Genomic DNA, 18,505 nt, shown 5'->3' on the forward strand with positions numbered 1-18,505 from the left:
TAGGATCGTCTCGTGCGTATCGGATGGATCTCCCGGGTGCTCTCCTGGATAGCGGCGGCCCTGGTCGGCGGCGTGTTCGGCATCGCCGGGACGATCGGTCACAGCCTGACGTGGGGGCCCATCCCGGTGGGGCTCGTGGTCGGCGCTGTGGCGTGCGGGGCGATCCTCATCGCGATCAGGTCGCTCACCCATGACCGTGGTGCGACCCTCGCCGCGGGTCTCGGGATGGTCGGGATGCTCGTGCTCATCTCGGGCGTCGGTCCCGGAGGCTCCGTGGTCGTGCAGGACACCGTCAGCGGGCGGATCTGGACCTACCTGGTCGCGGGACTCGTGCTCCTCGCCGTCGCCTGGCCGTCTCTGTCCCGTCTGCCCGTTCGCGCGGGCGCGAGTCCTCAGCCCGCTGCACCGGACGCGGAGTCGGTGGCCGACGCGCCGTCGAGTCCCACTCGCCGGTCGGCGCTGGGCGATCGGACGGGCAGCGAGTCGTAGACTGAGGGGGTGACGTATGTGATCGCCCTTCCGTGCGTCGATGTCAAGGATCGCGCCTGCATCGACGAGTGCCCCGTTGACTGTATCTACGAGGGTGAACGCTCGCTGTACATCCACCCCGACGAATGCGTGGACTGCGGCGCGTGCGAGCCGGTCTGTCCCGTCGAGGCGATCTACTACGAGGACGACCTCCCCGACGAGTGGCAGGACTACTACAAGGCGAACGTCGAGTTCTTCGACGAGGTCGGGTCACCCGGCGGCGCCGCGAAGGTCGGCGTCATCGCACACGACCACCCCATCATCGCCGCTCTGCCTCCGCAGGGCGAGTAGCCGGTGAGCGTCCGCGATCTGGCCGACTACCCTTGGGATGCGGTCGTCCCTTACCGTGAACGCGCCTCGCTGCACCCGAGGGGGATCGTCGATCTCTCGGTCGGGTCTCCGGTCGATCCGACGCCTGATCTGATCCGGCGGGCGCTGTCCGAGGCGACAGATGCGCACGCGTACCCTCAGACGGTCGGGACCCCGGCGCTGCGCGAGGCGATCGTCGACTGGTACGCACGGCGCAGGGGAGTGTCCGACCTCACCGTGGACAACGTCCTTCCGACGATCGGATCGAAAGAGCTCGTCGCTCTGCTGCCGACCCTGCTCGGACTCGGCGAGGGCGACATCGTGGTGCACCCGCGCATCGCCTACCCGACGTACGAGGTGGGTGCCCGCGTCGTGGGGGCGACGCCTCTGGCAGCCGACGACCCGGCGGAGTGGCCCGAGGGCGCGAAGCTGATCTGGATCAACACTCCGGGCAACCCCGACGGGCGCACCTGGACGGTCGACGAGCTCGCGGCGGCGGTGCGGCGCGCTCGCGAGATCGGAGCGGTGCTCGCGAGCGACGAGTGCTATGCGGAACTCGGGTGGGACGGTCGCTGGGCGAGCGAGCCCATTCCCTCGATCCTCGATCCGCGCGTCGCGGGAGGCAGCCGAGCGGGCCTGCTGAGCGTGTACTCGTTGAGCAAGCAGTCGAATCTGGCGGGGTACCGGGCCGCGTTCGTCGCAGGATGCGCGCGCATCGTCGGCGATCTGCTCACGGCGCGCAAGCATCTCGGCCTGATGCCGCCCGAGCCCGTGCAGCATGCCATGGCCGTCGCGCTGGGCGACGACGAGCACGTCGCGACGCAGAAGGAGCTGTACCGTCGACGACGGGACGCACTGCGTCCCGCACTCGAGGCGGCCGGCTTCCGGATCGACGGGTCGGAAGCGGGGCTCTACCTGTGGGCGACCGAGGGGCGTGATGCGTGGGAGAGCATCGGGCGCCTCGCGGACCTCGGCATCCTCGCCGGCCCCGGACCCTTCTACGGGCCGTATTCGAGCCAGCATGTCCGGCTCGCTCTGACGGCCCCCACCGAGCGGATTCTCGAGGGCGCGCGACGCCTTCGTGAGCACGCATTGTAGGTTCTCTCTTTGAGGCCCTGCTTCTTTTGTCTGATGTCACAGTAGGCCGGTAGGCCTACTAGGCTGTAGAGGCGATTCGGTCGTGCATCGATGATCTCGATTCGGCCCGGCGCAGAGCGCCGTCACATCGCCACATCCGGCTTTGATGAACATCCACGAGGAGGCCCGCGTGAGCGCAGCGGCAGAGCAGCAGGCGACGGCGAAGCTGACGATCGGCGATACGACCGCGGAGTTCCCGCTCGTGCGCGGCACGGCGGGGAACGACAGCATCGATTTCTCGACGCTGACCCGCCAGACCGGCTACACGGGGCTCGACTACGGATTCGTCAACACGGCATCGACCCGGTCGGACATCACGTTCATCGACGGTGACAAGGGCATCCTGCGGTACCGCGGTTACCCGATCGAGCAGCTCGCCGGAAAGACGAGCTACCTCGAGGTCGCGTGGCTCCTGATCTACGGCGAACTGCCGTCCGCTGCGGAGCTGGCCGAGTTCGACGAGAAGATCCGTCGTCACACGCTGCTCCACGAGGACCTCAAGCGGTTCTTCTCGGCGCTGCCGCATACCGCGCACCCCATGTCGGTGCTGTCGTCGGCGGTCGCCGCCCTGTCGACGTACTACGAGGGACAGACCGACCCCCACAACCCCGAGCACGTCGAACTGAACATGATCCGCATGCTCGCCAAGCTCCCGGTGATCGCAGCGTACGCGCACAAGAAGAGCGTCGGTCAGGCGTTCCTCTATCCCGACAACTCCCTCGGCTTCGTCGAGAACTTCCTCAAGCTCAACTTCGGAGTGCATTCGGAGGAGTACCAGGTCAACCCGGTGATGTCGAAGGCGCTCGAGCTGCTGCTCATCCTGCACGAGGACCACGAGCAGAACGCATCGACCTCGACCGTGCGTCTGGTCGGATCGACGGGGGCGAACCAGTTCGCATCGATCTCGGCCGGCATTCAGGCACTCTCCGGCCCGCTGCACGGAGGGGCGAACGAAGCTGTGCTCACGATGCTCGGACAGATCCGCGACTCGGGTCAGAGCGTCTCGCGGTTCGTCGAGCGGGTGAAGAACAAGGAAGAGGGCGTGAAGCTCATGGGCTTCGGGCACCGCGTCTACAAGAACTACGACCCCAGGGCGAAGCTCGTCAAGGAGGCCGCGGGGGAGGTTCTCGCGGAGCTGGGTGTCACCGACCCGCTTCTCGACCTCGCTCAGGAGCTCGAGGAGCTCGCACTCGCGGACGACTACTTCAAGGAGCGTCGCCTGTACCCCAACGTCGACTTCTACACCGGCGTGATCTACAAGGCGATGGGCTTCCCGACGCGCATGTTCACCGTGCTGTTCGCGATCGGCCGTCTGCCGGGCTGGCTCGCGCAGTGGCGCGAGCTGCAGCTCGACCCGCAGACCAAGATCGGCCGTCCGCAGCAGCTCTACACGGGATCCCCGGAGCGCACCTTCCAGACCCGCTGATCCGAGGCGCTATGCCCGTCGTCACTGCACAGGCCGTCGTTCCGGTCGACCCGGCGACGGCCTTCGCGGTCTCGCAGACCACCGGGGCCGTGCGGCGTCGGTGGGATCCGTTCATCAGCGAACAGCACTACCTCGACGGCGCGGACGGCGCAGCCAAGGGCGTGCGCACGTTCACGAGACAGCGCTTCGGCTTCTCGATGGTGAGTCGGTACGTGTCCTACGCACCGCCGCGCAATGTCGGCATGGTGATGGAGACCGGGCCCTGGTTCTTCGCCAAGCTCGGAGGCGGATGGCGTTTCACGGAGGTGCCGGAGGGCACTCTCGCGGTGTGGAAGTATAACTTCTCGTGCCGCCCCGCGTGGATCGCGCCTCTCGCCGAATGGATCGGCGCGCGCGTACTCGACGTCGAGATCAGAAGACGCCTGGCCGGCTTCGTCCGGGGATGCTCCGATCCACAGGTTCTGTCGGACGTGCGCCGGCGCTCCGCATGATCACGGCCTGAGACGACGAGCGGGTGCGCCGATGCGTGAGCATCCGTGCACCCGCTCGTCTCGGGTGTGGGTCAGCGGCCCTGCGGGCTGCGTCCGCGGCCGCCCTGTCCACCGGAGCGGGCGCCGCCCTGACGGGAGCCGGCCTGTGCGCCCTGGCCGCCCTGTCCCGAGCGGGGGCGACGGCTGCGACGCGAGGGCGGGTTGGCCGCCGAGTTGCGCTCTCCGCCGGCGGGGCGCTGCTTCGACGACGCACGCTGCTGCTGCACCTGGACCGGAGCCGGGCGAACGTGCGGGGCACGCTCGGGCACGAGCTCGGTGACGGCGTCCGAGGTGACCGGCTCGAGAGCGGCGGTGATCGCCGCCTTGCGGAGCAGGTCCTTCACGTCGCGACGCTGCTCAGGCAGCACGACCGTGACGACCGTGCCCGCCGCGCCCGCACGAGCGGTGCGACCGGAGCGGTGCAGGTAAGCCTTGTGCTCCATGGGCGGGTCGACGTGCACCACGAGGTCGACGTTGTCGACGTGCACGCCGCGTGCGGCGACATCGGTCGCGACGAGGACACGCACGCCGCCGTCTTCAGGTGCCGAAGAGAAGGCGCTGAGATTGCGCTCGCGCGCGTTCTGCGACAGGTTGCCGTGAAGGTCGACGGCAGGGATGCCGGCAGCGGTGAGCTGCTTCGCGAGCTTCTTCGCCTGGTGCTTGGTGCGGGTGAAGAGGATGCGGCGCCCTGTGCCCGAGGCGAGGTCGCGCACGAGAGTCGTCTTGTTGTCGGTCGAGTCGACGACGAGCACGCGGTGCGTCATCTCGCCGACGGGGACGCTCTCCTCGTCGACCTCGTGGCTCACGGCGTTCGACAGGAATCGGCGGGCGAGTGTGTCGATGCCGCGGTCGAGGGTCGCGCTGAAGAGAAGGCGCTGACCGCCCGCGGGAGTGGCGGTGAGGATGCGAGTGACGCCCGGCAGGAAGCCGAGGTCGGCCATGTGATCGGCTTCGTCCAGAACCGTGACCTCGACTGCGTCGAGCTGCACGATGCGCTGCTTCATGAGGTCTTCGAGGCGGCCGGGGCACGCCACGACGATGTCGGCACCGTCGCGCATGGCCTGCTCCTGCGGGCGCTGGCTGACGCCGCCGAACACCGTGGTGACGCGCAGACCCTTGGCCGCGGCGAGCGGTGCGATGGTCGCGGCTATCTGCGTGGCGAGCTCGCGGGTCGGAGCGAGGACCAGACCACGAGGATGGTTCGGACGGCTCTTGCGTGAAGAGGCCGACAGGCGGGAGACCAGGGGAAGCGCGAACGCGATCGTCTTGCCGCTGCCCGTGCGACCACGGCCGAGGAGGTCGCGACCGGCGAGCGAGTCGGGAAGCGTGTCGCGCTGGATCGCGAACGCCTCGGTCTTGCCGTCCTTCGCGAGGACGGCGGCGAGGTCGGCGGGTACGCCGAGGTCGAGGAAGGAAGTCATGAAGTATCTCCGAGAATGCACGCACGAACAGTGAGGCCGGGTGCGGGAAGGTGGGCGACGGCGCGGGATCGCGCATCGTTTCGCCGTTCGAAATGGCCAGAACCAGGCAAGTGGTGCGGGAGCGTGTCGACGACGCAGACGTCTCGCATCGCGAGGGACGTCGCGTTCAGGATATCACGCGCCCCACGGCGAAGCCTGGGACGCGGCGTGTCAGCGCGTCGTGATCAGGCGTGGAGTGCCTCGTTGAGCGTGACGCCCACGCCTTCGCGTCGCACGGCCTCGACGGCTCCGCTGAGCGAGTTGCGGCGGAAGAGCAGACCGTCCTGACCGGACAGCTCGGCGCCCTTGACGCTCTTCCTGCCGCCGTCCGCGGTCACCGGTCCGTCGACCAGCACGATCTTGGTCCCGGCCGTGACGTACAGGCCCGCCTCCACCACGCAGTCGTCACCGAGGGAGATGCCGATCCCGGCGTTGGCGCCGAGCAGGGTGCGCGCGCCGATCGACACCCGGTGCGCGCCGCCGCCGGACAGCGTTCCCATGATCGAGGCTCCACCGCCGATGTCGCTGCCGTCACCGACGACGACGCCCTGAGAGATGCGGCCCTCGACCATCGACGCGCCCAGCGTCCCGGCGTTGAAGTTCACGAACCCCTCGTGCATGACGGTCGTGCCGGGGGAGAGGTGCGCGCCGAGACGCACGCGCGAGGCGTCGGCGATGCGGACACCGACAGGCTGCACGTAGTCGGTGAGGCGGGGGAACTTGTCGAGAGCCTGCACCTGGATGCCCGCTCGCTGCAGCCGGGGACGGAGTCTGGCCGCGTCCTCGGGATGCACGGGACCGGCGTTCGTCCACGCCACGGTGGGAAGATGCGCGAAGATGCCGTCGAGATTGAGTTCGTTCGGGCGCACCAGCAGATGAGACAGGGCATGCAGTCGCAGGTAGGCGTCAGCCGTGGATGTCGGCGCGGCGTCGAGGTCGATGTGCACCTGCACGGTCTCGACGGTGACGTTGCGGCGCTCGTCCGGTCCCGCGAGAGCGTCGAGGGCGGACAGCGCGGCGGCTGCCTCCTCGGTGTTCGGGGCGGATGTCGAGACCTCGGGGAACCACGCGTCCAGCACGGTGCCGTCGCCGGCGATCGTCGAAAGTCCGGTACCCCACACGGTGCGCGCCTCAGTCATGCATCCACGGTATCGCGAGCCGACGCACGCGATGACACGGATGACGGTGTAAGTAGGCTGGGGGCATGCTGCTCGATCTGACCGCGTCCTCCACAGAACTGACCCGTGCGATCTGTGACATCCCGAGCGTGTCCGGTGACGAGGCGACGCTCGCCGACGCCATAGAAGAGGCGATCTCGCCGCACGCTCATCTCGAGGTGATCCGTCACGGCAACACGATCGTGGCCAGGACGAATCTGGGACGCGCGCAGCGGGTCGCGATCGCGGGCCATATCGATACGGTGCCGATCAACAACAACGTGCCGACGAAGGAGATCGAGATCGACGGCGTTCCCCATCTCTGGGGGCGAGGGACCGTCGACATGAAGAGCGGTACCGCGGTGCAGCTCAAGCTCGCCGCAGAGCTGTCCGACCCTTCCGTCGACATCACCTGGATGTGGTACGACAACGAAGAGGTCGAGGCATCGAAGAACGGCCTCGCTCTGCTCGCCGCCGTGCGCCCGGATCTCTTCCAGGCTGACTTCGCGATTCTCGGCGAGCCCTCGAACGGCGAGGTCGAGGGCGGATGCAACGGCACGATGCGCGCGATCGTCCGCACCTCCGGAGTGCGAGCTCATGCAGCTCGAGCCTGGATCGGAGAGAACGCCATCCATCGGGCCGCGCCCGTGCTCGCCCGCCTGGCCGAGTACCGGGCCAGAGAGGTCTCGGTCGAGGGTCTGCTCTACCGGGAGAGCATGAGCGCCGTGCGCATCAGCGGCGGTGTCGCGGGCAACGTGATCCCCGATGCGTGCGAGATCGAGGTGAACTACCGCTTCGCGCCGAGCAAGTCGGCCGCCGACGCCGAGGCGCATGTCCGCAATCTGTTCGCCGGTTTCGATGTGGAGATCACCGACGCGGCGGAAGGTGCTCGGCCAGGGCTCGATGCGCCGATCGCACAGCAGTTCGTGAAGGCCGTGGGGGCGGAACCGCGTCCGAAGTACGGATGGACCGACGTCGCCCGCTTCTCGGCACTCGGCATCCCCGCAGTCAACTACGGTCCCGGTGACCCGCATCTCGCGCACCACGACGAAGAGAGGGTGCCTCTCGCTCAGATCGAGGCGGTCGAGCGGGGGCTGCGCGCGTGGCTCACGTCACGCTGACCCTCGCGCGCCGCTGGGCTCAGCTGGCCCTGCCGCTGAGGATCGCGCTGATCTATCTCGCAGCCCGTGCGGTGACGACGGCGCTGATGATCGGCGCTGCGGCGCAATCGACGTCGCTGTCGCGCTTCGGAGCCGACCCCGGGCTGATCGACTTCGTTCTCGGGTGGGATGCGCAGTGGTACTGGCTGGTCGCGGAGGACGGCTACCCGAGTGAGCTCCCGCGGACCGAGTCGGGCGACGTCGCGGAGAACGCCTGGGCCTTCATGCCGGTCTTCGCATATGCGGCGAAGTTCGTGGGGATGCTCCTGGGATCGTGGGGCGCGGGTGCGTTCGTCCTGTCGTTCGTGGCGGGGTACTTCGCGTGTCTCGCCCTCCACCGCCTGCTGCGCGATCGCATCGGTCGATCGGCCGCCACCTGGTCGGTCGTGTTCTTCGCGTTCGGCCCGCTCGCGGCCATGTTCCAGGTCGGATACGCGGAGACCCTCTTCCTCCTGCCCCTGTTCCTCGCGCTCGACCTCGTGATCCGGCACCGTTATGCGTGGCTCTATGCGGTGATCCCGCTCATGGCGTTCACCCGTCCGGGAGTCCTCGCCTTCGCCCTGTTCCTGGGGCTCCACGGAGTGCTGCGGTGGTCGCGTCGTAGACAGGCCGCGCTCCCCGTGCGCGACGTCGTGCACATCGTCGCGCTCGGCGCACTGGCCACCGCGTGCGGCTTCGCCTGGCAGGCGATCGCGGGCGCGGTCACGGGAGACCCAGGCGCATACCTCGCGACCGAGCTGGCGTGGCGGCGCAACTGGATCGCAGGGGGCGTCGAGGGGTTCGTGCCGTTCGAGGGATGGATCCAGGCCGCGCAGTTCTGGTTCGTCCAGTGGGGGCTCCCGGCCGCTGCGGGCCTCGTCGCCGTTTTCGTCCTCGTCGTCGGCGTCGGGTGCGTGCTCCTGTTCGCGCCCGGAGTGCGCCGCCTCGGCCCGGATCTGCGACTGTGGAGCGCGAGCTACGTGCTCTATCTGCTGGCGGTCTTCTTCCCCCAGTCGAGCACATTCCGGCTGTTGCTGCCGTTGAGTCCGCTCTGGGGCGCGGTCGCGGTCCCACGCTCGCGCGTGTGGCGAGGGGGCGTTCTCATCGCGTGCGTGGCGGCGCAATGGGTATGGATACTCCACATGTATGCACTGGGAAACATGTTCTGGCAGGTGCCGTGAATGTTAATGCTCGATGCATTTCTTTCACGGGAGACATACAGCCTTCGGTGACAACCGATAAACTGGTGAGATACCACCGGAGGAAAAGGAGCCCACGATGGCAGCGATGAAGCCGAGGACTGGCGACGGACCCATGGAGGCCGTGAAGGAAGGGCGACTCATCATCGTGCGCGTCCCCCTCGAAGGCGGCGGCCGCCTGGTCGTTTCCGTGAACGATGCAGAAGCGAAGGAACTCCACGACGTGCTGGCAGCAGTCGTGGGGCCAGCCTCCACGACACCCACCCGCCAGGCGCGTTTTTCATGACGCGCGGGCGACTGATCACCGATCCGTCGCCCTCTCTTCTGCGTATGGCGGGTCAGGCCTCCGCGACGCGGATGAGCTGGAGCAGGCCCTCGCCCGACGCCGAGACCGTCGCGAGAACCGCAGCGGACTCCTGGGTCTCTTGGATCAGCGAGCGGTATGCAGCCGTGACGGCATCACGCTGCACGGGATCGGCGACACGGCCGGCGGCGAGGACGCGCGGAACCAGCACGATGCCCCCGTCGCGAGCGAGGCGCAATCCGTGCTCGACATACTCGATCACGTTGTCGGGGTCGGCGTCGACCAGGACGATGTCGTACGACGACTCGTTCATGCGGGGGAGGACGTCTGCGGCTCGACCACTGATGAATCGAGCGCGAGTCGCCGGTATGCGGGCGTCGGAGAAGGCCTGCCGCGCCGCCGCGAGATGTTCGGGCTCGTTGTCGATCGAGGTGAGGACGGCGTTCGGAGCCCCGCGCAGCAGCCAGAGCCCGGAGACGCCCGCGCCGGTGCCGATCTCGACGATCGAACGAGCGTTCGTCGCCGCGGCGAGGACGGCGATCTGCGATCCGACGACCGCGCTGATCGGCGCGGCTCCCAGCTCGACGGCATTCGCGCGAGCGCGCGTGATGGACGACGGCTCCACGATGGATTCTCGGAGGAAACGTGCGTTCGCATCGTTCTCGCTCATTGCCCTGATCTCCCGACTCACATGTGTGTTGTCCCAGCGTATGCGCTCGGCGCTCAGCAGCCGGGCAGGCGCGGCGGTAGCCTGGTGAGATGGAACTCGGGATCTCATTCGAGAAGATTCTGCTGATCGGTCTGGTCGCTGTTCTTCTCGTCGGACCCGAGCGGCTGCCTCGCTATGCCGAAAGCGTGGCCAAGCTCGCTCGGCGTGCCGGTGAGTTCCTGCGCGACACCAAGACTCGGGTCCGTGAAGAGATGGGGCCGGAGGTCGACGATGTGGATTGGCGCAAGCTCGATCCGCGCCAGTACGACCCGCGTCGCATCATCCGCGATGCGCTCTTCGAGGACACGCCCACCGTGGCCGCCTCTCAGGCCGCGACGGTGGTCGCGGAGCCGGCGGTGGCGCCTGTGCGGCCCGTACGCGTGCGACCGGAGTTCTCGGTGGCGAACCCGCCCCCGTACGACCTCGAAGCGACCTGACCGGACCCGCGGGTCGGTGATCTGCGTCGTGGACCACGGCGCGGCGCCCGCGGGTCGCGACGTCCGCCGATTCGGCGTCAGCTGAGCGACAGGGGGAGCGGGCGACCGGAGAGGCCGCGCCCTCGACCCGCAAGGGAGTGCGCGACGTCGTCGATCGCGCGTGCTGCGGCGTCTGTCGGGTCGGAGATGACGATGGGCACACCGTCATCGCCGCCCGAGCGCAGCGCGGGGCTGAGCGGGATCGACGCGAGCAACGGCACCGGATCGGCCTCCGAGAGAGCGGCGGCGACTGCCGCGCCACCGCCCGATCCGAACAGATCGAGCATCGTTCCGTCGGGGAGCACGAACGGGCCCATGTTCTCGATCACCCCGATCACGCGTTGACCGGTCTGCCGTGCGACCAGGCCGCTGCGGATCGCCACGTCCGAGGCTGCGGTCTGCGGGGTCGTGACGACGAGCACTTCGGCATGCGGGAGCAGCTGACCGATTGAGATCGCGATGTCTCCTGTGCCGGGCGGCATGTCGATCAGGAGCACGTCGAGGTCGCCGAAGAAGACGTCCGTCAGGAACTGCTGCACGGTGCGGTGGAGCATCGGACCGCGCCACGCGACCACAGCCTCGCCGTCGCGCAGGAACATCCCGATCGAGATGGTCTTCACCCCGTACGCGACCGGCGGCAGCATCAGGTCGTCGATCCGTGTCGGCTGCGTACCCGCGGGAATCCCCAGAAGACCGGGGATCGAGAAGCCGTGCACATCGGCGTCGACCAGACCCACCGAGAGGCCCTGTTCCGCCAGCGCGACCGCGAGGTTCGCGGTGACCGTCGACTTCCCGACACCGCCCTTCCCGCTCGAGACGAGGATGACCCGCGTGAGCGAGTCGGGGCCGAACGGCATCTGGCGCGGCGCACGACCGTCGCGGAGCTTCTCGGTGAGGGCCTTGCGCTCGGCTGGTGTCATCACGCCGACATCGACCCGCACATCGTCCACGCCCGGAACGGATGACGCTGCGGCGCGGACATCGGACTCGATCCGTGCTGCGGCGGGGCAGCCCACGATCGTCAGGACGATCGAGACCTCAGCCGTGCCCGCATCGACCGAGATGTCTCTGACCATGTCGAGATCGCCGATCGGGCGTCGCAGCTCAGGGTCGGTCACGGCGGCGACCGCCGACCGCACGGCGTCGGCAGTGCTCACGACGACGGCCGGCTGGTCGGGCGTGGTGACTCGCGGGGCTCGTCCTCCGATTCGCCCAGCTCGGCGAGCAGCGCCTTGAGCTCCTGACGCAGCACGTCCCGGGTCACGACCTGGTTGTTCCGCTCCTCGAGCGACATGCGGAGGGCCACGATCTCCCGCGCGAGGTATTCCGTGTCGGCGAGGTTGCGCTCGGCACGCTGACGATCCTGTTCGATCTGCACGCGGTCGCGGTCGTCCTGGCGATTCTGTGCGAGCAGGATCAGCGGTGCGGCGTAAGACGCCTGAAGCGACAGCATGAGCGTGAGCGCGGTGAATCCGAGCGCCGCGTCGTCGAAGCGGAGGTGGTCGGGGAGCAGCGTGTTCCAGCAGATCCACAGAACGCAGAACAGCGTGAGGATGAGGAGGAACGCCGGGGTGCCCATCGCCCGGGCGACCCATTCGGTGAAGCGGCCGAAACGATCACGTGACGTCGAACGCTGCCGAGACGATCCGCGACCGAGCGGAGCATCGAGTCGAGGCGAACGCGACCGGGCGCGGGCCATCACAGCGCAGCCCCTGGAATCGTCGACTCATCGCTGTCGTGTGTGCGCCAGTCGTCAGGAAGCAGATAATCGAGGACGTCGTCGATGCTGATGGCGCCGACCAGGCGGTGGGCGGCGTCGATCACCGGGAGCGACACGAGGTCGTAGCTCGCCAGCATCCTCGCGACCTCGGCTGCGGAAGCGGTGACGGCCACCGGTTCGAGGCTGTCGTCGACGATCGCCCCCAGCCGCTCATGCGGGGGATAGCGCAGCATCCGCTGGAAGTGCACCACGCCGAGCAGACGGCCGGTGGGCGTCTCGAACGGCGGAAGGGTCACGAACACGGCCGCGGCGAGAGCCGGATGCAGTTCGTGGCGGCGGATGAGCGCGAGTGCCTCTGCCACGGTGGCGTCCGCCGACAGGATGATCGGCTCCGGGGTCATGAGTCCGCCGGCGGTGTCGGGGCCGTAGCGGAGCAGCATCCTCACGTCCTCGGCCTCTTCCGGCTCCATCAGCTCGAGCAGCTGCTCGAGACGACTGGGAGGGAGCTGCGCGAGGAGGTCGGCGGCGTCGTCGGGCTCCATCTGGTCGAGGATGTCGGCGGCGCGCTCGTCGCCGAGGCGATCGAGGATGTGCACCTGCTCGTCCTCGGGCATCTCTTCGAGAGCGTCGGCGAGGCGGTCGTCGGAGAGCTCTTCGGCGACCTCGATCATGCGCTGCTGCGGAAGGTCGAGCAGGGTGTTCGCGAGGTCGGCCGCGTGCAGCTCCGAGTACGACGCGACGAGCTGCTCGGCGGACTGCGCCTCTCCGGGGGACTGCTGCTCGGACACCTCGTTCCATGCCGCGAATGTCGTCGGGCCCTTCGCGAACGGTGAGGCGCTCGTCTTGGGGCGGCGCAGGAAGAGCTGGCTCACGGCCCATTCGCCGAGTCGGTTGGGTTCGATCGCGACGTCTTCGATCACGGCCTTCCCGCTGCCGTCGACGAGGTCGACCCTGCGTCCCAGCAGTTCTGCGAGCACGCGCACCTCGCCGGCGCGGGGCGAGAACCGGCGCACGTTGATGAGTCCCGTGCTGATCACCTGGCCGGCCCTGATCGAGGTCACACGACCGATGGAGAGGAAGACCTGCCTGCGTCCGGGGATCTCGACGACGAGGCCGATGACACGCGGGGCTCCGGTACTTCGATACACGATGACGACGTCACGGACCTTGCCGAGCCGGTCGCCCACGGGGTCGAAGACGGCGCACCCTGCCAGGCGCGCGGCGAATACCCGTTGTGTGCTCACCCGTCCAGCGTAGTGCGCGGGGCCTGCGAAGAGGCCCCGCGGCAGGTGCGAGCGGCGCCCGCGCGCCCGACTCGCGGGCCGCTCATCGACAGGCATGGAACAATGGCGGGATGAGCATGCTGAACCGTCCAGCTGACAGCCGCGATGAGGGCGAGATCGTCGCTTCGACTCGCGATTACGAAGGTGCGCAGAAGACGGTGTCGAAACTGATCGCCGAAGAGGTGCCGGCGCGCGACATCGCGATCGTCGGGCAGAGCGTGCGCACGGTCGAACGCATCACCGGCCGGCTCGGCTACGCGGCGGCCGCGCGCTCCGGTGCCGTCAACGGCGTGCTCATCGGCCTGTTCCTCTCCGCGATCCTCGTGATCGGGAATCCCGAGGTGCCGATCCAGCTCTTCGTGGGATTCGTGTTCATCGGAGTCGCCCTCGGCATGCTGCTGAGCCTCGTGACGTACGCGATCGTCCGTCGCCGTCGGGACTTCGCGAGCGTCACGCAGTTCGCCGCCGACCACTACGAGGTGCGCGTGCAGGCAGCCTCGCTCGCCAAGGCGCGGCTCGCGCTCGGAGCAGCCAGGCCGGCAGCGACGCGGCCTCCGGTGAACCTCGACGAGCCGCCCCGATACGGTGAGCGGATCACACCCGGCACCCCGAGCTCGCCGACCCCGCCGCCCGTGCCCGAGGAGCCGACTCCCGGTGCCGATGCATCGCCCGGCACAGAACCGACCCCGCCGTCGGGCGTCGGCCCGACCGCGCCCGAGGAGCCGGTCGTGCCACCGCGACCCGCCGACCCGGTCGGACCGCCGACCGATGCGCCCGGCGACGGTTCGCCCGGCCTGCCGCCGAGGCCCGCAGAGACCGCCTGATGGCCGATCTGCAGGGGGAGCCGCGGTCGAGCACTGCGTGCGCGCGCGGCTGATGGTCGACATCACCGTCGAGCTGCCCGCGGGTGCCACCGCGGTCTCCGCAGACTGGTCCGAGGGAACCGGCGGTGCGACCGCGATCGTCGCTCATGGCGCGGGGACGGGGAAGGATCATCCCTTCCTCACGGGATTCGCCGATGCGCTCGGCGAGCGTGGATTCTCCACGCTCCGCTTCAACTTCCCCTACGTCGAGCAGGGTCGGCGCATGCCGGGGCCGGCGACGCACGCGATCGCGACGTGGAACGCGGTCGTGGCCTTCGCTCGCGCCCAGGCTCCGGAGAACACGATCTGGGCCGCCGGCAAGTCCTACGGGGGGCGGATGGCTTCGATGGCCGTGGCCGAGGGGCTCTCGGTCGACGGCCTGGCATACCTCGGGTACCCGCTGCACGCGCCGGGCAAGCCCGAGAGACCGCGCGCCGAGCACCTCCCCGCGATCTCGGTCCCGCAGCTGTTCATCGAGGGGACGAACGACCCGTTCATCCAGCCGGTGTCCCAGTTCGAGGAGGTCGTCGCCGGCTGTCAGTCCGCCCACGTCGTCTGGGTCGACGGCGGCGGACACACCTTCGAGGTCAAGGGCCGCAAGCGCCCGCCGGTCGAGATCGGCGCAGCCCTCGCCCCGATCCTCGCGGACTTCGTCGATGGGGTCGCGAGCCGCTGACCGCCGTCGTCGTCCGTCGCATCCGAACGAGCGCACCAGAACGCGAAGACCGCCGAGCGATCACTCGCTCAGCGGTCTGCGCGACAGAGGGACGCACCTCCGTCCGATCGCTCGGCCGGGCTCAGCTCTGCACTCGTGCGATCCAGGCCTCGACCTCGTCGGCCGTGCGCGGGATCGCCGCCGAGAGATTGACCGGCCCGTCCTCGGTCATGAGGATGTCGTCCTCGATGCGCACGCCGATTCCGCGGTACTCAGCGGGCACCGTGAGGTCGTCGATCTGGAAGTAGAGACCGGGTTCGATCGTGAACACCATGCCGGGGGCCAGGATGCCGTCGTAGTACATCTCACGGCGCGCCTGCGCGCAATCGTGCACGTCGATCCCGAGGTGGTGCGACGTGCCGTGAACCATGTAGCGGCGGTGCTGCCCCCCGGAGTCGGCTGACAGCGCCTCCTCAGCGGTCACGGGAAGCAGGCCCCATTCGGCGACGCGTGCGGCGATCACCCGCATGGCGGCCTCGTGCACCTCGCGGAAGCGCACACCGACCCTGGCTGCGGCGAACGCGGCATCCGCGGCCTCGCGCACCGTCTCGTAGACGCGGCGCTGCACCTCGGTGAACGTGCCCGAGACCGGGAGGGTGCGGGTGATGTCTGCGGTGTAGTAGCTGTCGGCCTCGACGCCGGCATCCACCAGGATGAGGTCGCCGGGGACGACCGTGCCGTCGTTTCGGGTCCAGTGCAGGTAGCAGGCGTGCGGGCCGGAGGCGGCGATGGTGTCGTATCCCTCACCGTTGCCGTCCTCGCGCGCGCGGCGGTGGAAGACGCCCTCCACGACGCGTTCGCCGCGAGAGTGCGCGACGGCCTCGGGGAGCGAGCGGATGACGTCGTCGAAGCCCTGTGCCGTGATGTCGACCGCGCGACGCATCTCGGCGACCTCGAACTCGTCCTTCACGAGACGCAGTTCCGAGACGAAGCGGGTGAGGTCGTCGTCCTGCTCGAGCACGAGCTCGCCGTCGACGGGGGAGAACGCGTCGAGGTGCGCTGTCGCGAGCGCCAGGTCGGCGGCGACGCCGGCGAGAGACGGGCGCGGACCGATCCAGAACTCGCCCACCGTCGCATCGGCGTAGAACTCCGTCGTCGTGCGGTCGGCGCGCTCGCGGAAGTACAGGGCGACGTCGTGGCCCGCCTCGGTGGGGTCGAACACGAGGATCGAGTCGGGCTCGGAATCAGCTGCCCACCCGGTGAGGTGCGCGAAGGCGGAGTGCGCGCGGAACACGTAATCGGTGTCGTTGCTGCGCTGCTTGAGCGATCCTGCGGGTATCACCAGGCGCTTGCCGGGGAAAGCGGCTGAGACGGCGGCGCGACGCGTCGCCGCATACGGCGCCTGCGCGCGCGGAGCGGGGAGGGTCTCGGTCCGCTCCGCCCACCCGGTCGAGATCGTGTCGAGGAACCCCTGAGGGAAGGGCTGCTTGCGGTTCGTGGTGCTGCTCTCGACGGGGGCCTCGACGGCGGGTTCTGCGACCGTGTCGCGTTCTGCGGTGCTCATCCCTCCAGTCTGTCATCTGACGGAGGGATGTGCGGGGTCAGCCGACGGGCTCGAGCTGGACGACCAGCCCGCGATGATCGCTGCCGCCGGCGTCGTCGATCACGACGGAACCCGTCGGGACCCAGTTGGGAGACGCCATCACATGGTCGATCGGGGTGCTGAGCAGCGCGGGGAGCGAGCTCGGCCACGTCCCCATGTAGCCGTTGCCCGTGCGGGAGGCGACATCGCGGCAGTAGCCCATGTCTCCGCCCTCGACGCCGAGACCGGCCATGTGGTCGACCGTCGCGTTGAAGTCGCCCGCGAGCAGGAAGTCTCCTTCCGGACACTGATCCGCGATCCAGCGCAGGTCGCTGCTCCACTGGTCCATGTCCTCCATGCGCGGAGCGACGGCGTGCACGGCGACGATGGTCGGACCCGATCCGTCGACCGGCATGAGCACGGCGCTGGGGACGGAGCCGGTGTTGTTCGAGCCGTCCTCCGACGACTCGATCACGGAGTACTCGCCGAGGTCGGGCGAGACGAGGACGGTCGTGTGCCATGACTTGGGTCCGTCGACGACGTCGGGCTGGAACTGCACGTGGTGCACCCACATCGGATGACCCTGCTCGCGCAGCATGACGGCGATCTCCTCGCCGACTGCCTCGGTCGTCTCGGGCAACGCGACGACGTCGGCTCCCTGCGCGAGGATCTGCTGCGCGATCTGCGATGCGGACACCTCGTCGCCGGCGGTGTTCCAGCTGAGGACCCGCACGCTGGTGTCCGTCGCAGCGGGCAGAGAACCCGTGCCGAATCCGCGCAGCGCGCCGATCACACCTGTCGCGCCTGCGCCGAGCAGCGCCACGATCAGCACGGAAGCGGCGAATCCGCGCAACGGTCTGGCGAAGAGGAGCAGCAGTGCCAGGACGGCGATGAGGAGGAACGCCGCGAGCACGACACCTCGGGCCGCCACGATCTGCGCGAACGGGTAGGTCTGCTCCAGATGGAAGAACTGCGGCCACACCACGACCGCCGTGGCGATCGCGAGCAGCACGGTGAAGAGTATCCCCAGAAGTCGAAGCATCCCGTCCAGCCTAGAAGCCCTCGCTGTGAAGACCCTGCCTCGGCACGGCGGGTGCCCTCGAGTCGGCTCGGCGTCGGTACTCTCGGAGGATGGCCGTCGCTCGATCCCCTCGATTCTCAGGTCCTTCCGACCTGCATCTGCACTCCAACCATTCCGACGGCACAGAGACGCCCGCCGAGGTCGTTCGTCAGGCGAGCGCGCACGGCGTGCGTACGCTCGCGCTGACCGACCACGACCGCACGACCGGCTGGGACGACGCCGCGCATGCGGCCACTTCGCTGGGGATGACGTTCATCCCGGGGATGGAGCTCTCGGCCAAGCACGAGTGGCGCAGCGTGCATGTGCTCGGGTATCTCTTCGACGCGAACGACGACGCGCTGCGCGCGGAGACGGACCGGATCCGCGACGATCGCATAGGCCGTGCGGAGCGCATCGTGCGCAGCATCGGCCGCGACTACGACCTGGTCTGGGAGGACGTGGTCGCACAGACCGCCCTCGACGCGACCGTCGGACGACCGCACATCGCCGATGCGCTCGTGGCTCGTGGGATCGTGCGCGACCGCTCTGAAGCGTTCGACGGCATACTCCACCCGCGTGAGGGGTACTACGAGCCGCACTACGCGCCCGATCCGCTCACCGCAGTCCGACTCATCGCCGACGCGGGGGGAGTGGCGATCATCGCGCACCCCGTGACCGCAGGGCGAGACCGCATGCTGCCGGTGCCGTACATCGAGGCGCTCGTCGAGGCGGGTCTGGGCGGATTCGAGATAGACCATCGCGAGAACACCGAGGCCGGCAAGAGGACGTTGCGGGCGCTCGCCGCTCGGCACGATCTGATCGTCACGGGCTCGAGCGATTATCACGGCAGCGGCAAACCCAATCTCCCGGGCGAGAACACCACGACGGACGAGATGGTGGCGCGGCTCATCGACCGCGCGACGGGGTCTGCTCCGACGTACGCCTGACTCCGCGTCGACGCGTCCCCG

General features: G+C 68.8%; 20 protein-coding genes. 12 read left to right on the forward strand and 8 right to left on the reverse strand.

The features are described from left to right. Positions 1 to 12: 12 nt before the first annotated feature. The 5 genes from RWO82_RS03155 (at position 13) to RWO82_RS03175 (ending at position 3,891) form a co-directional block, all read left to right on the forward strand. On the forward strand, positions 13 to 489 hold the full coding sequence (locus RWO82_RS03155; protein WP_314423204.1) for a histidinol dehydrogenase: 477 nt from the start codon (positions 13 to 15) through the stop codon (positions 487 to 489). Between the two features lie 9 nt (positions 490 to 498). After that, positions 499 to 819 (forward strand): ferredoxin, encoded by a 321-nt coding sequence (gene fdxA / locus RWO82_RS03160; RefSeq protein WP_042542002.1) that lies wholly within the window; start codon positions 499 to 501, stop codon positions 817 to 819. A 3-nt stretch (positions 820 to 822) separates the two neighbouring features. After that, the gene (gene dapC / locus RWO82_RS03165) at positions 823 to 1,935 is read left to right on the forward strand and encodes a succinyldiaminopimelate transaminase (RefSeq protein WP_314423207.1); all 1,113 of its coding nucleotides are present in this window, start codon (positions 823 to 825) and stop codon (positions 1,933 to 1,935) included. A gap of 145 nt (positions 1,936 to 2,080) precedes the next feature. Further along, positions 2,081 to 3,400, forward strand: a complete 1,320-nt coding sequence (locus tag RWO82_RS03170; RefSeq protein ID WP_314423211.1) for a citrate synthase — start codon at positions 2,081 to 2,083, stop codon at positions 3,398 to 3,400. An 11-nt stretch (positions 3,401 to 3,411) separates the two neighbouring features. Then, positions 3,412 to 3,891, forward strand: a complete 480-nt coding sequence (locus RWO82_RS03175; protein ID WP_314423214.1) for an SRPBCC family protein — start codon at positions 3,412 to 3,414, stop codon at positions 3,889 to 3,891. Positions 3,892 to 3,962: 71 nt separating this feature from the next. Here RWO82_RS03175 and RWO82_RS03180 read toward each other — a convergent pair whose 3' ends face one another. Further along, positions 3,963 to 5,351 (reverse strand): DEAD/DEAH box helicase, encoded by a 1,389-nt coding sequence (locus tag RWO82_RS03180; protein WP_314423216.1) that lies wholly within the window; start codon positions 5,349 to 5,351, stop codon positions 3,963 to 3,965. Between the two features lie 224 nt (positions 5,352 to 5,575). Continuing rightward, positions 5,576 to 6,529, reverse strand: coding sequence for a 2,3,4,5-tetrahydropyridine-2,6-dicarboxylate N-succinyltransferase (gene dapD, locus RWO82_RS03185; protein ID WP_314423218.1), 954 nt, complete (start codon positions 6,527 to 6,529; stop codon positions 5,576 to 5,578). Positions 6,530 to 6,594: 65 nt separating this feature from the next. On the opposite strand from dapD, the gene dapE reads away from it, so the two are divergent. The 3 genes from dapE to RWO82_RS03200 all read left to right on the forward strand — a co-directional run bounded on the left by dapE (position 6,595) and on the right by RWO82_RS03200 (position 9,171). Continuing rightward, a complete protein-coding gene (gene dapE / locus RWO82_RS03190) occupies positions 6,595 to 7,668 on the forward strand; it encodes a succinyl-diaminopimelate desuccinylase (protein ID WP_314423221.1) in 1,074 nt (357 codons plus the stop codon). After that, positions 7,650 to 8,867 (forward strand): hypothetical protein, encoded by a 1,218-nt coding sequence (locus tag RWO82_RS03195; RefSeq protein ID WP_314423222.1) that lies wholly within the window; start codon positions 7,650 to 7,652, stop codon positions 8,865 to 8,867. Before dapE ends, RWO82_RS03195 begins: the two co-directional genes overlap by 19 nt. 97 nt (positions 8,868 to 8,964) lie before the next feature. Beyond that, on the forward strand, positions 8,965 to 9,171 hold the full coding sequence (locus RWO82_RS03200) for a DUF3117 domain-containing protein (RefSeq protein WP_314423225.1): 207 nt from the start codon (positions 8,965 to 8,967) through the stop codon (positions 9,169 to 9,171). Between the two features lie 52 nt (positions 9,172 to 9,223). Here the strand turns inward: RWO82_RS03200 and RWO82_RS03205 are convergent, their stop codons facing one another. After that, positions 9,224 to 9,859 carry a class I SAM-dependent methyltransferase gene (locus tag RWO82_RS03205; RefSeq protein ID WP_314423228.1) on the reverse strand — a complete coding sequence of 212 codons (636 nt, stop codon included), beginning with the start codon at positions 9,857 to 9,859 and terminating at the stop codon, positions 9,224 to 9,226. 89 nt (positions 9,860 to 9,948) lie between these two features. Here RWO82_RS03205 and RWO82_RS03210 point away from each other — a divergent pair, with 89 nt between their 5' ends. Beyond that, complete coding sequence (locus RWO82_RS03210; protein ID WP_314423231.1) at positions 9,949 to 10,335, forward strand: twin-arginine translocase TatA/TatE family subunit; 387 nt, start codon at positions 9,949 to 9,951, stop codon at positions 10,333 to 10,335. A gap of 77 nt (positions 10,336 to 10,412) precedes the next feature. On the opposite strand, the gene RWO82_RS03215 is transcribed toward RWO82_RS03210, so the two are convergent. Genes RWO82_RS03215 through RWO82_RS03225 form a run of 3 tightly spaced genes read right to left on the reverse strand, consistent with a single transcriptional unit; the run spans position 10,413 to position 13,338 of the window. Next, a complete protein-coding gene (locus RWO82_RS03215) occupies positions 10,413 to 11,531 on the reverse strand; it encodes an Mrp/NBP35 family ATP-binding protein (RefSeq protein ID WP_314423234.1) in 1,119 nt (372 codons plus the stop codon). After that, positions 11,528 to 12,073, reverse strand: a complete 546-nt coding sequence (locus tag RWO82_RS03220; RefSeq protein ID WP_314423259.1) for a DUF1003 domain-containing protein — start codon at positions 12,071 to 12,073, stop codon at positions 11,528 to 11,530. The genes RWO82_RS03215 and RWO82_RS03220 overlap by 4 nt, the downstream gene beginning before the upstream one ends. Beyond that, complete coding sequence (locus RWO82_RS03225) at positions 12,073 to 13,338, reverse strand: magnesium transporter MgtE N-terminal domain-containing protein (protein ID WP_314423236.1); 1,266 nt, start codon at positions 13,336 to 13,338, stop codon at positions 12,073 to 12,075. The genes RWO82_RS03220 and RWO82_RS03225 overlap by 1 nt, the downstream gene beginning before the upstream one ends. Before the next feature lie 110 nt (positions 13,339 to 13,448). On the opposite strand from RWO82_RS03225, the gene RWO82_RS03230 reads away from it, so the two are divergent. After that, complete coding sequence (locus RWO82_RS03230; protein ID WP_314423239.1) at positions 13,449 to 14,201, forward strand: general stress protein; 753 nt, start codon at positions 13,449 to 13,451, stop codon at positions 14,199 to 14,201. 52 nt (positions 14,202 to 14,253) lie between these two features. Continuing rightward, positions 14,254 to 14,916 carry an alpha/beta family hydrolase gene (locus RWO82_RS03235; RefSeq protein WP_314423242.1) on the forward strand — a complete coding sequence of 221 codons (663 nt, stop codon included), beginning with the start codon at positions 14,254 to 14,256 and terminating at the stop codon, positions 14,914 to 14,916. Between the two features lie 121 nt (positions 14,917 to 15,037). Here RWO82_RS03235 and RWO82_RS03240 read toward each other — a convergent pair whose 3' ends face one another. Then, positions 15,038 to 16,459 (reverse strand): aminopeptidase P family protein, encoded by a 1,422-nt coding sequence (locus RWO82_RS03240; protein WP_314423243.1) that lies wholly within the window; start codon positions 16,457 to 16,459, stop codon positions 15,038 to 15,040. A gap of 37 nt (positions 16,460 to 16,496) precedes the next feature. Next, complete coding sequence (locus RWO82_RS03245) at positions 16,497 to 17,519, reverse strand: endonuclease/exonuclease/phosphatase family protein (RefSeq protein WP_314423247.1); 1,023 nt, start codon at positions 17,517 to 17,519, stop codon at positions 16,497 to 16,499. Between the two features lie 89 nt (positions 17,520 to 17,608). Here RWO82_RS03245 and RWO82_RS03250 point away from each other — a divergent pair, with 89 nt between their 5' ends. Next, a complete protein-coding gene (locus RWO82_RS03250) occupies positions 17,609 to 18,484 on the forward strand; it encodes a PHP domain-containing protein (protein ID WP_314423250.1) in 876 nt (291 codons plus the stop codon). The last annotated feature ends 21 nt before the right edge of the window (positions 18,485 to 18,505 follow it).

Source organism: uncultured Microbacterium sp., from assembly GCF_963521645.1.
GTDB lineage: Bacteria > Actinomycetota > Actinomycetes > Actinomycetales > Microbacteriaceae > Microbacterium.